Here is a 12,212-nt window from a genome sequence, read left to right as displayed (position 1 = left end):
GCGAAGGGCGCTCGCCCCACTCCACTTCACACCCTCCACGAGGCAGAGGAGCACGGCCGTGACCGACATCCCGGACATCGAGATCTCCGGCGCCGTCTACAGGATGAGCATGCAGACCGACGCGAAGGGTGCTGTTCTCGTTGCCTACACCAAGGACCCCGAAACCGGGCGCATCGGCCGGTCCTTCATCCGGTTCGACCTGGCCGGAGTCGACTACCTCCGGCGCCGCCTGGGCACCGGCGCCGAGCTCGGTACCTCCCCGTCCCCCGAGACGGTGCACACCAACCTCGCCGTCGTCCCCGAGCCCAACCGGCTCTGACCGCACCGTCGTTGTGATGCGGGCCCGGACGGATGGCCAGCCAAGCGCCGTCCGGGCCCCTCGCCCCACTCGCAGTTGAAGAGGAGCACCTCATTATGTTCAACAAGCAGACGAAGAGGGAGCCGCGACCCCCGCGGCCCCCGCGGCGTCCGGCAGTACCGACGATCTCCCCGCGGGCCATCGTGCTCGGCATCCTCGGCGCGGTCACGGTGGGGGTGGCGGTGCTGTCGGTGAGCGTCACCTACCAGATCCTCGTGCCCCGGTTCGGCGAGTGGGCCAAACCGACGGTGGCCGCGCTGGATGCGCTGTGGGTGGTGATGCAGGCGACGGAAATCTTGGCGGGCAGCAACCGCCGGCGCGCTCGGCGTGTCCAGTTCGCCGGGCTGGTGCTGACGGCGATCATCGCGGCGATTCCGACGGCCGATCTGGTCATGGTCCTGGTCCGCACGGGCGGGAACGACCTGGCGGTGATCCTCACTCCTACGGCGATCGTGGCGACGAAGCTCGCTTGGTGGGTCGCGCTTCCCGCACTTGGGCGCAGGACCTCCGACACCACCCGGCAGGCCATCGCCGAAAAGCGCCAGGCCGTAGCCGACCGGCTGGAGGAGATGGAGGCGGATGCCGCCTCCCGCATCGAACTGCTGCGGGCTGCAACCGTGTTGGAGCGGCAGGTTGGCCAGGCAGAGGCGGACTACCGGATGGCGACCCTGAAGGCCGAGCAACGCATCACCGAGCGGCTGCACGGCCAAGCGGTGACGACGGGGAAGACGCTCGCGCAGAAGCCGCTGCCCGATGCCATCAGGGACATCGAGCTTCCCGAGCTGGACCAGTGGGAGCCGACCGCGCTCGCCCTGCCCGGCACGGGTCGTCACACCCTCGGCACGCAGGTCAACGCCCTGAAGGGGGCGCGACCCGACACGTCTCGCGACATGGGCGACACGGGCGTCACGCTTGCCGACTTGGCCGCGGTCAGGGGCGTGCCGACCCCGGCCCCCGGCGAACCGCTGACGGATGACCAACTCGGCGTGGTGCTGCGCTACCTGCGCTACCACGAGGACCCGCCCCGCTCCTACCGCCAAGCCGTCAAGCTGTTCCGGCGCCTGGGCTACATCGGGAGCGAGGAACGCGTACGCCGCGTGTGGGGAACGGAGGTCTCCACCGCAGAGGCCACCGGCGGTGACGGCGGTGGCGAAGAGGTCGTTGACGAAGAAGAAACGGACGTCCTGTAGTCCGGCACCACCGATGCAGCCCAGCCCGCGCTCCGTGCCGGCTGGGCTGTGTCGCGACTGCCGGAATTCGTAGTCGAGAGCATGCAGACCCGGCGAGCCATTTCGGCGAGCGAAGAGCTAATCCAGTTCTGTCGCAGACCCGCAGGACAGACCCGGCGAAGCATGACAAACCCCTAAGTGTAAAAGGGGAGTTGGAGTTATCATCGAAGATTCCTTGAACGTGGAAATGCAGGGGGGAGTATGGGAAAAAATACCCACCGGTACGAAAGGCGCGACAGTCGCGAGCATGACGACATCTACGCCCACGCTGCTGGTGCAATCGGCGGCCTGGGCATGGTCCTGGCAGTCCTGATCGCGATCAAGACCAAGCTGGGCCTCAACTGGCCGGCGACCATCCTGTTCACCGCGGGCACACTGGTCGCGCTCGGTTACGCGGCCTGGAGGGTCAAGATCGCCTTAATGCGGTGGTGGACCAGAAGACCTGCTGAAGCGCAGCCCACGGCAACGGCTTTGGCGCAGGAATCCCTGCCCGAGGCGGACGCCGAGACAGCCGTTCCGATACACCCGGAACTGACTGCGGCTCTGACTCGTACCGGCGCGATCGGCAAGGATGAGGCCGTCCTGCTGTCCGACGTACGGACGGAGGAACTGTCAGGTATTGGCACCCAGTACACGTTCTTGGTGCCCAAGGGCCGTACCCACGAGGACGTCGCCAAACAGATCGGGCCCATTGCGTCGATGTTCGGCGTCACCCGGCTGCATCTGAAACTGGAGACGTCCCGGAACACCGAGCGCGAGGTTAAGCTCCTCAAACTCCACGAGCCGCCGTTCACGCGCCCGTTCGCGGCACCGACGCGGCAGGAGATCGAGACGTTCGCCGGCATTCCGCTCGGTCACGATGTCACTGGACGTCTTGCCGGAGTGCCCACGTTCGACAGAGCATCCCTGCTTGTTGCCGGTATGACGCAAATGGGCAAAACCACGTTGATCAATGGGCTTATCGCGTGCCTGCTGATCGCGTACGGCGACTTCGAGCTGTATTTGCTCGACGGGAAATTCTGCGGGCTGACCAAGTTCGAGCCGGTCGCCAAGCGCTATGAATCGTCAGACGACCCGGCCGTCTTCCGGAGTATGGTCCGGGAGCTGAACGGGCGCGCGGACGGTCGGTACGAGAAGATCAAGGAAGCCATCCGTAATCGGCAGCCTGTACCGAAGTTCAAGCCGGTAATTTTCATCGTGGATGAAGCCGCTGACTTCTTCGCTTCCGGCGCAACGAATGAAGAGAAGGACCAAGCCCGGCAGATTGCTGAGGACACGAGGTCGCTGGTCTCCAAGTCTTTGGAATCGGGAATCTCCTCGGTGCTCATGACGCAGCGCCCTTCCACGAACGCAATTCCTGTGGTGGTGCGGGATCAGTTCCTTTACCGGCTGTGTCTCTACGTAGCGTCGTCGGGCACGGCCAAGGTCGCGCTGGGTGACACGTACTTCGAGACAGTCGCGCCGATTAACCCTGCACTCCTCGATCCGAAAATTAAGGGTCAGGGTGTCCTTTTCGCCAACGGAGCATCCACCCTCATCCGGGGATTCGACTTCCCTGATGAATTCATCTGGGGGGTAGTCGATGGTGCCCAGGCTCAGCAGCAAGTGATGCTGAAAAAGGCGCCGGAGTCTCCGCTCAAGCAGGCAATCGAGCTGATGCAGAGCAAGGGGGTGGACTTCATCACCAGCGCCGACCTGGCTCCATTCCTCGGAGTCGTGGAAGCCGATCCGACAGACCGCGGAAAGAAGCTTTCGAAGCTGCTCGGCGTTCCGGCCGGCAGGGGCGCGAAGGGCGCGCGGGGCTACCACCTAGCCGCCCTCACCACCGCCGCGATGTCCGATTCGTGACCGCCACCCGGCACCGCCAGGGCACCGCCACCCCACCGCCACCCAGAGCTCCGGGTGGCGGTCAGGTGGCGGTGGGGTGGCGGTCCTCTGGCGGTGCCGGGTGGCGGTCCTGACCAGGGAAAACACCGAATACAGCAGGGAGGGGGAAAACTTGAGATCAGGCGCTTTAGGGGTCGCGATCGGCGTCGGGGCGACCGTCGTCGTCATCGGGGCCGCGCTCGTCCAGGCCGCCAGCAACGACCCGGTGCTGAACATGGCGCTGAGCGTCAGCGTTCCGGCCAAGTACCAAGGGCTGGTGGAAGAGGCAGGACATACCTGCCCGGAAGTCACGCCAAATCTGCTGGCATCGCTGCTCACCCAGGAATCGGGTTTCAATCCCAAGGCTCAATCGCCGGTAGGGGCGCAGGGCATCGCGCAGTTCATGCCGTCCACATGGGAGAGCAGCGGAGTCGACGGAAACGGGGACGGTAAGCGGGACGTGTGGGACCCCGAGGACGCGATTCCCTCGGCCGCCAAATACCTGTGCGGTATCGCCAAGGACGTGAAGGACGTTCCCGGCAACAAGCAGAACAACATGCTCGCCGCGTATAACGCGGGTACCGGCGCCGTCCGCAAGTACGGGGGCGTCCCTCCGTTCAAGGAGACGCAGAGCTACGTCCGGGCGATAACCTCTCTGGCTGATCAGCCGGCAAAGGGAGGGACGCCCGGAGCGACGATAACCGCCGAACAGGGCGCCACGGCCGTGAATGCGGCTCAGGACGTGCTGGGCACTCCGTATTCGTGGGGTGGCGGTGACGAGTCTGGGCCCAGCACTGGGACGTGCTGTTCGCCTCGGGGCCGATCCGGCGCGGACATTCGCGGATTCGACTGCTCCGGCCTCACCCTCTACGTTTACGCGAAAGTCGGCGTCACCCTGCCCCGCACAGCGGCGGCGCAATACGCGGCATCCAAACCCATCAAGTCCAACCCAATGCCGGGCGATTTGGTGTTCTACGGGTCTAGTGCAGAGAGCATTCACCACGTAGGCATTTACGTCGGCGGCGGCTACATGATCGACGCCCCGCGCCCCGGCACCGAAGTCCGTTTCTCTCCGCTCGATTCGATGCACGACCTGTTCGGCATTGCCCGACCCGTTCACGGCGCCTCTAAGGAGATCTGACCCATGCCCATGTCCACGTCCGTCATCGTCGCTAAGACCCTCGGCAAGACCGTTCAGCTCGCCAAGCCGCAAGACCTGTCCGGAGGGTTCAGCGACTTCTTTAATTCCATTGGATTGACCGGAGCGGGTCTGGTTACCAAGGGAATTGCCGCCGTTATCGCCGTCATCGCTGTGCGAATGCTTTTCAGCCTCAGCGGCGACCCGAAGCGTGCACTTCGCCACGGCTCCATGGCGATCGGCACACTGTTCGTCGCTGTCGTACTGGCCATGTACGGCGGCCAGTTGTTCTCGACCGTGACGGGCTCCCACTAGCGCATAGCCAGCAAAGGAAAGGGGGTGTGCGATGACGTCGCCGCTGAATTGGGGCCGCGTGTGGTGTCTGGCGTTGCTGCTGGCCGTGGTGGGTGTTCTGATCGGCCCGCAGTCCAGCCCCGCCCAGGCGGACCCCAAAACCACCTGCGACTCCGTCAAAGGAGAAGCGAGAAAGTTCTGTCACGACGAACCGTCAGAAACCGAGCGGTGCAAGGGTCTTGAAGGCCCGGCTAAGCTCGACTGTGAGTCACAGGGCGAGTCCTCACAAAAGGGCTCCTCGGGGCCGTGCGCGCTGCTCAAGGGTGTCGCGCAAAAGCTGTGCGAGAACCGCACTAAGGACGTTCCTGGCTTGTCCGGCGGTGGGGGCGGAGACGGAGGCGGAAGCGGGCTGACCGCCGGAGCCTCCCAGCACGTCAAAGACCTCGCCAATTGGCTGATCGACAAGATCAAGGGCCTTCTTGCCCCCAAGGACGCCTGGGCTCCAGAAAAGGCTGATAACGCCATCTTCGCCCCGTTCTTGTGGCTTGGTCAGCACCTGGCGGTGGCGATCTTCGTCTGTGTGGTTGTGGTGTGCGGCCTGTCCGCGTGGCAGGGCGCACCCCGCCTGCGGCAGATGGGGCACTCCACAGGGTGGACGCTGGTGGCCGTAGCCGGCATGGCGTGCGTGCCCGGCGCCGTCATGCTGCTGAACAAGGCCGTCAGCGACGGGTTCACCGCAGCGTTCAACTCCGATGAGTCCTCCCTATTCGGCGCCATCACCCAAGACCTCAAGAGCGGGGCCGATGCGGGCAATCCGCTGGCGATCCTGATCATCGTCTCGGCACTGTGTGTCGCCCTCGGCTTCGCCGCGCTGGTGTTCATGACCCGCCAGCCGGGCCTTCTGGTGTTCGTCTGCATCTCACCGCTGGTGATCGCGTCGCTGGCTCGTGGAGGCGACACAGAGGCCGTCCAGCGGTGGGCGCAGCGCCTGTTGGGGCTCATGTTCGCCCCCATGGCCTTGCTCTTGGTCGCGCCGTTCGTGAAGCTCGCTCAGGGCTCGCTGGTGATGGACGCGGTGCTCCTGGTCGCGGCCGACGTCCTGATACTGCGGCTGATCTTCCACGGAGTGCCGTACATCGGGCCCCGGATGGCCCGCGCGGCCCGGACCATGGTGGAGAACCGCACATCCAACCCGCTGGTGCGCAGGGCCGTTTCGCTCGGCGTGCCCGACTTCCACGAGCAGGAATCCAGCCCTCGCGGGCCGCGTGTGGTCGCCACTCCGGGCCGTGCCATGGCCCAGGACGGCGACGTTCTGTTCGCCGCGTACGGGGGCCGGCCCCGGCCACGGCCGGGACGGCTGACAACCGACTCGGTCATCGATCAGATCAACAACGACGCCGCGCGCACGCAGCGGCTCACCGAAGCGCGCCGTCAGGCCCGCGCTGCCAACAACCAGCCCGCAGCACGCAGGACACCCGCCGCCAACCCCAGTCCCGCGCCCGCGTCCAGGCGCACGCCGTCACGGCCGACGCCGCCGCCCAACTCGCCGCCACCGCCGCAGTCGGGCGGCGGGCCGGCCACCCCTTAAGGAGGGTTCTCGATGTACTCCCTGTCCCCCGGCTACCGCGTCCCTGCTATCCAGCGCGGGCTGAGCCCCGCAGAGGTCGTGATCACGAAGGTAAACGCGGGGGCAGGGGCCGCGATCCTGGCATCGTCGATGCTCCAGACGCCGCCCGTCTGGGCGTTCGGTGCCGTCGCCGGAATCGCCGGACTGATCAACATCGCGCCCGGACGCCGCTCGATCGCCCGCTGGGCAGCGGTCGGCGTCCGGTACTGGCGCGAGCGCCGCACCACTGCCGACGTGGCTACGAGCGCCGGCACGACCAGGACGTGGACGCTGTACCCGCACCACGGCACCATGCAAGACCCCTACCTGCGGGCCTCGTTCCACGGGGCGTTCGCCCGCGCGCTGACGTTCGCGGCCGACCAGTCCCGCACCGCGGGGATTCAGGTGCACGTCGCCCACTACGCCGAAGCGGGCGAGTACACCGACCATGCCCAGACGATCTCCGTGCACATCCCCAAGGGGCTGATCGGCCAGCCCGAGCGCGTTCTCAACACGATCGAGGGCGAGTTCGCCGCGCTCGGCGTCCTGGCCCAGGTCACCCCGGGGCCGGCCCCCGCCGCGACCGGCCGGTCCGCCACCTGCGCCGAACTTGAGGACGGCCGGTATGCGGCAACCGCACGGATCACCGGCTGGCCCGCCGAGACAGCCGGCGACCTGATGCCCAAGTTCCTGCTCGGCCAAGACGCCGACCGCACCCAAGAACCTTCTCGGGACCGTTCCTTCGCGGTGCTCTACCGTCCACTGCCGCCTGCGCAGTCGCGCCGCTCCGCGAAGTGGCAGGACGCCGCAGCCGGCGCCTTCACCACAGACAAGATCAAGCAGGACACGCACGCGGCGGCCAGCGACACCACCCGCGACGCCCTCGTACAAGGCGCCTCTCTCGTCGACGTCGACGCCTACCTGACCGTGTGGGGCGACAGTCCCGAAGAGGTCACGGACGCGCGTTGGGACGTCTCCCTGACCGCCGACCGACACCGCATCTGCCTGGACTGGCTCACCGGCCAGCAACAGCGCGCCCACGTCATGACGACCCCACACGGCGCACCCACTCGGAAAGGGGCCATCCTGTGATCCGCCTGCCCGCGACGCACGCCGCCATCACGGCGCCGCTGGTCGCCTCCAACGCGCAGTTTCCCGGCGTCCTGATCGGCCGCTGCGCAACCGACGGCCGCCCCTTCCACCTCTCTCCCGTCTTGGTCGACGATGGCATCCTGCCCGCTACCAACTCCTTGGCCCTGGGCGGACTCGGGTCGGGCAAGTCCACGACGGACAAGACCTGGGTGCGCCGGGAGATCCTGCACCACGGCCACCAGGCCGTCGTGATCGACTCTTTTGGAGAGGAGACCGCAGCCGGCGAGTGGGCCCCCCTTACCCGGTCTCTTGACGGCTTGGTCGTGGAGGCGGGCTCCTTCAGCCTGAACCCATGCAGCCCGGAGTTCGCAACCGAGGTACGGGAGCAGTTGATTCGCTCGCTGATCGCCGCGGTCGAACCCGCCGCGCTCAACCCCCAGTCCACCCACGCTCTTCAACACGGCCTCAACAGCCCCAAGGCCGGCACGCTCGCCGGCCTGGTCGACGCGTTGGTGAGCCCGGAGGACGGCCGTTGGCCAGCGGAGAAACTTGCCGTGTGGGGTGAGGGCGTGGCGATCGCCCTGTCCCGCTACACCGATGGATCGTTGCGCGGCCTGTTCGACGGCCCCAACGCCAGTCTGCCCCCCACGGACCTGCCCATCGTCAGCTTCGACTTCAGCAGCCTTGACCGCAACAGCCCCGCGATCCCCGCTCTCATGGCCGCGATCACGTGCTGGGTCGAGCACGTGTGGCTGCGGCAGTCGACCGCCGTGCACCGCCACTTGGTCCTTGAGGAGGCGTGGCAGATCCTCCTGAGCCCCGCCACGGCCGAGTTGATCCAACGGCTGTTGAAGAACAGCCGCAAGGCGGCCCTGTCGCTGAAGGTGATCATGCACACGCTGTCCGACCTCGGCGACGGCCGCGCACAGGACCTGGCCAAGTTGTGCGAGATCGCGCACGTCGGACGCCTCGGTCCCGAGGAGGCCGCCACCGTCGGCGCCCTCCTCGGACTGCCCGCCTGGGCCATCGCCAAGATTCCAGCCCTGCAGCCTGGACAGGCCCTGTGGAAGGTCGGCCCCGACTTCTACGACGTCGTTCAGACCACCCTCAGCGAGGAAGAGGCCCAACTGACCGACACCTCCACCCGGCGCCGCAAGGCACAACAGGCCCTTGCCAGCGAGCAAGAGGAACCGGCCGTGTCCTTGACCAAGGACACGGCACCCGAAGAGAACGACACGGACACCGCCCAGGGCGGGTGGGACTTCGAACTGCCGCCGAACACCATCGACACCGTCTACACCGGGCCGCAGCTCGACAGCCGACACCACGCCGTCGTCCAGGCCGCCCGCGAAGGCCGGCTGATCGAAGCCTCCGAACTCGCCGCCCTGGGCGAGCGCGAGGACATCACCGCCCACGGCATCAACTCCCCCCAGGCAACAGCCTGGCTCATCACGAGAGCGAAGATGGCCGAACTGTCCGGGAACACTGCCCAGGCCGCACAACTGCGCGCTACCGTCGCCCGCATGGGGCACAACGACAGCTCAGCCTGGTTCGAGCACACCGACGATGACTCCGCACAATGGCATCGAGGCCCCCAGCCTCCCGCGCCTGTGCCCCCGGCCGGGATCGCGCCCATGGCCGACGGCCAGCCCCAGCCCCGCGCACGTCGGCGTACCTGGCCCTACATCGTCGTTATCGCAGCCCTGGCCATCGCCGCCGCCGGCGTCTGGCAGAACGCTGATGACGACCAACAGCAGGAACAGCGCCAACAAAAGGCCATCGCCTACAAGGGCAGGTCGGGAGCAGCACTCAACATCGACAGTGTCAACGCCGATGTCGTGGCCCACTGGACCACCGGCAAGGATCACGTCATCCTCGAACTGCGATCGTATTTCGACCCCAACGCTAAATTTCTGCGCATTGATGCCGATGGTCGGAGCGCCCAGAGCGTCAAGAAGGGGTTGTACCCCGCCACCCCAGAGATTGAGCTGCCGGTCAGCGACCCTCTGGCTGACGTAACCGTCCAAGTAGCGATCGGGGGAAAGAACTGGAAAGAAGGTGCCCGCGCTGCTTCGCGCACGATCCGGCTGTCACCGACCGGCATCGCATACGACGGGGAAACGGGCAAGCAACTGCCCTCCGATCTCTGACGCACTCACCCGCCGACGACCGCCCTCATCGGGGAGTTGAGGGCGGGCCGCTTCGTCTGCCCCTGGTCCCCGGTCCCGCCGTGTTGCACGAACGGCTCGCCCAAGCGCCGGGACCATTGAAACGCCGGCGGGGCCGCTCCGAGCTGGAGCGGCCCCGCCGGCGGCTGTTTGTCAGGTGTAGGTTCCGCGTTCCGGGGCCAATTGGCCCCTAACGACCTGCGGGTTTACCCGCTGCCGCCGTACGGATTCGAGATGCCCTACATCAGGTGAGGTGATCGAATTCGCCGCCCTTGGCCCCATCGAGAAAGGCCGTCAGCTCAGCAGGAGTGAACAGTAGCGGTTCCCGGTCCTTGTTCTTGCTGTCTCGCAGAGCGACCCACCCCTGAGGGGCAGCGGCGAGTTCAACGCAGGCCCCTTGATTGCTGCTGGCAGTGGCTTTTACCCAGTTCAGGGCGGCGAAGTCGACAGGGGGAGGGGTCGGGGTGTTCATAGCTACTCCTATGCGGCGGCCAGCGTGTGCAGCAACGCCGCGGATTCTGGGATATCAAGCGCGCCAGCCTTGAGCAGACTGAACACGTGGGTGAGAGCGACGATTTGTGAGTCTCGCTCCAGAAACGAATTGCCGGCGAACGAATCGACATAGCCGACTTGCGGGTCCGAGGGGCCGAAGTTGAGGATGCTGAACGCGCCAACCAAGCCCGGGTGATGAGGTTTGTCCGCGGGGAAGATCTGAATCGTGACGTTCGGCCGCGCCGCGGCTTCGGCGAGCACGGCGACCTGCTCTCGCATCACCTCTGGGCCACCCATCGGCCGCCGTAGAGCGAACTCGTCGATGATGGCCCAGAGCTCCAATGGGTTGTCCGGGTCCGTCAGTCGTTCTTGGCGCTTCAGCCGGATGTCGACCTGACGGTCGGTGTCCGGTGCTTCACCGAAGACGGCCCGCGCATACTGCGGAGTTTGCAGCAAGCCCGGGACGAGCAGCGGTTCCCATGCCTGGACCTGCCGGGCGGCGTACTCCAGCCCGACGTAGACGCCAAGGCCCGACGGTAGGACCTCCTCGTACTGGGCTTGCTCCCACCAGCCCAACTCCGAGGCCGCACGCCGGATTTCGTGCATCTTGGCCTTCTCGACGTCGTCTGCACCGTACAGGGCCAGCAGACGATCCATCTCCATGGCCTTGAAGGAGACGCGGCCCTGTCCCTTCTCCAGACGGCTGATCTTGGAGGTGGAGCACTCCAACTCCTTGGCCGCGTCGCTTTGGTCCAGGCCAGCCCGCTCGCGTAGCGCTCTCATCTCAGCGCCAAGGCGACGCCGCCGCACGGTCGATCCCTGCGTTTCCACCGGCCCCCCTCTCCTCCGTCGCTTCCTTGACGCGTTTGCGTGGTGCAAGTCTGCCCCATCGCGTTGCCGCCGGTCAGCCACTGTATTGCCCCTCCTTGCCACCACCCGATCCGGGCGAGATTTCTTCACGGGCTTGCACTATGGGATTGCATGGCGCACTCTAATGGAGTTCTCGACTACATGTCGTAGTGACACAGTGGCCCGCTGTTGATCTCCGGGCACGTGGTGAACGGAGCGCGGATGAACACCAGCGCAGCAAAGGCCGCTGAAGAGTTCGAGGCGGCCAACCCCCAGAGCGGTACCGCGACGGCCGACGACGGCCCGCGGCCGATAAGCACCCCCGCCCGCGAATACGCCGTCGCGCACGGCGATTTCGCCGATTGGTCCTCCGAGGAACTGCAAACCTACGCCGACCGGGGAGGCATCCAGTGACGGTGATTGCGTCGTTCCCGGCGTACCCGGCTCAGCCGATGCGCCCGCGGGCAACCGGACACCCGGGCTACAGCACCAGCCTTGTGTGCATCCCGCCGTCCGCCGCCTTGGCGCGGATGGCCGCGCGCACCACGCTCACCTGCTGGGCGATGCCCGACGAACTGATCGAGGATGCGGCACTGGTCGCCTCCGAGCTCGTCACCAACGCGGTCCAGCACGCGAATCCGACCTTGCTGCCGGGGGATGAGCCCGTACGGTGCCGCCTGGAGATCGAGCGCCCGCGGCCCGACACCGTGCGCATAGCGGTCTCCGACCCATCCGGCCGCCGGCCCGTCCAACGCACGGTGCAGGAAGACCAGGAGACCGGCCACGGCCTGGCCGTCGTCGCTGTCCTCGCCGCCGACTGGGGCGTGACGCAGCGGTTGACCGGCGGGAAAACGGTGTGGGCGCTGCTGCGGGTGGCCGACCGGTGAGCGGCCGTCATGCCAAGCCGGATCGGTGCTGGCCGCCGTTCGTGGCACTGGCTATAGCCGCGCTTGCAGCCCCCGCCGCGATCCTCACCGGCGCCTCGGATGGGCACGCGTCCCCCGCTCCAGCCAGCGTCCCGGATGCCTCCCCCGAGGCTCTGGGGACATCGCACACCGACGCGCGGCACGCCTGCCGCTGCGGCGCCCGCACCACTTCATAGCCCCCGGCGGGTGCGTGC

The 12,212-nt window shown here is 66.8% G+C and carries 12 protein-coding genes; 10 read left to right on the top strand and 2 right to left on the bottom strand.

Features of this window, described 5'->3' with window-relative positions; genetic code table 11:
- Nucleotides 1-58: 58 nt before the first annotated feature.
- The 8 genes from PV796_RS40290 to PV796_RS40255 all read left to right on the top strand — a co-directional run bounded on the left by PV796_RS40290 (nt 59) and on the right by PV796_RS40255 (nt 9,733).
- Nucleotides 59-319 carry a hypothetical protein gene (locus tag PV796_RS40290; protein ID WP_274919458.1) on the top strand — a complete coding sequence of 87 codons (261 nt, stop codon included), beginning with the start codon at nt 59-61 and terminating at the stop codon, nt 317-319.
- 182 nt (nt 320-501) lie between these two features.
- On the top strand, nt 502-1,548 hold the full coding sequence (locus tag PV796_RS40285) for a hypothetical protein (RefSeq protein ID WP_274919457.1): 1,047 nt from the start codon (nt 502-504) through the stop codon (nt 1,546-1,548).
- Nucleotides 1,549-1,788: 240 nt separating this feature from the next.
- Nucleotides 1,789-3,435, top strand: a complete 1,647-nt coding sequence (locus PV796_RS40280) for an FtsK/SpoIIIE domain-containing protein (protein ID WP_274919456.1) — start codon at nt 1,789-1,791, stop codon at nt 3,433-3,435.
- 109 nt (nt 3,436-3,544) lie between these two features.
- Nucleotides 3,545-4,594, top strand: a complete 1,050-nt coding sequence (locus PV796_RS40275) for a C40 family peptidase (RefSeq protein WP_274919658.1) — start codon at nt 3,545-3,547, stop codon at nt 4,592-4,594.
- A gap of 3 nt (nt 4,595-4,597) precedes the next feature.
- The gene (locus tag PV796_RS40270) at nt 4,598-4,906 is read left to right on the top strand and encodes a hypothetical protein (protein WP_274919455.1); all 309 of its coding nucleotides are present in this window, start codon (nt 4,598-4,600) and stop codon (nt 4,904-4,906) included.
- Between the two features lie 31 nt (nt 4,907-4,937).
- The gene (locus tag PV796_RS40265) at nt 4,938-6,473 is read left to right on the top strand and encodes a hypothetical protein (RefSeq protein ID WP_274919454.1); all 1,536 of its coding nucleotides are present in this window, start codon (nt 4,938-4,940) and stop codon (nt 6,471-6,473) included.
- Between the two features lie 12 nt (nt 6,474-6,485).
- Nucleotides 6,486-7,583: a hypothetical protein gene (locus PV796_RS40260; RefSeq protein WP_274919453.1), complete on the top strand. Its 1,098-nt coding sequence runs from the start codon at nt 6,486-6,488 to the stop codon at nt 7,581-7,583.
- Nucleotides 7,580-9,733 carry a hypothetical protein gene (locus tag PV796_RS40255; RefSeq protein ID WP_274919452.1) on the top strand — a complete coding sequence of 718 codons (2,154 nt, stop codon included), beginning with the start codon at nt 7,580-7,582 and terminating at the stop codon, nt 9,731-9,733. Before PV796_RS40260 ends, PV796_RS40255 begins: the two co-directional genes overlap by 4 nt.
- Before the next feature lie 262 nt (nt 9,734-9,995).
- On the opposite strand, the gene PV796_RS40250 is transcribed toward PV796_RS40255, so the two are convergent.
- Both PV796_RS40250 and PV796_RS40245 read right to left on the bottom strand, forming a co-directional pair.
- Complete coding sequence (locus tag PV796_RS40250; RefSeq protein WP_274919451.1) at nt 9,996-10,223, bottom strand: DUF397 domain-containing protein; 228 nt, start codon at nt 10,221-10,223, stop codon at nt 9,996-9,998.
- Nucleotides 10,224-10,231: 8 nt separating this feature from the next.
- Nucleotides 10,232-11,074, bottom strand: a complete 843-nt coding sequence (locus PV796_RS40245) for a helix-turn-helix domain-containing protein (protein ID WP_274919450.1) — start codon at nt 11,072-11,074, stop codon at nt 10,232-10,234.
- Between the two features lie 240 nt (nt 11,075-11,314).
- Here PV796_RS40245 and PV796_RS40240 point away from each other — a divergent pair, with 240 nt between their 5' ends.
- Together PV796_RS40240 and PV796_RS40235 are read left to right on the top strand one after the other, a co-directional pair.
- Nucleotides 11,315-11,506: a hypothetical protein gene (locus tag PV796_RS40240; RefSeq protein WP_274919449.1), complete on the top strand. Its 192-nt coding sequence runs from the start codon at nt 11,315-11,317 to the stop codon at nt 11,504-11,506.
- Entirely contained in the window at nt 11,503-11,979 is a 477-nt protein-coding gene (locus tag PV796_RS40235; RefSeq protein ID WP_274919448.1) for an ATP-binding protein, read from the top strand. The genes PV796_RS40240 and PV796_RS40235 overlap by 4 nt, the downstream gene beginning before the upstream one ends.
- The last annotated feature ends 233 nt before the right edge of the window (nt 11,980-12,212 follow it).

It is taken from the genome of Streptomyces sp. WZ-12, from assembly GCF_028898845.1.
Classification (GTDB): Bacteria; Actinomycetota; Actinomycetes; order Streptomycetales; family Streptomycetaceae; genus Streptomyces.
The sequence above is the reverse complement of the archived record's forward strand: the minus strand, read 5'-3'. Positions and strand labels throughout refer to the sequence as shown.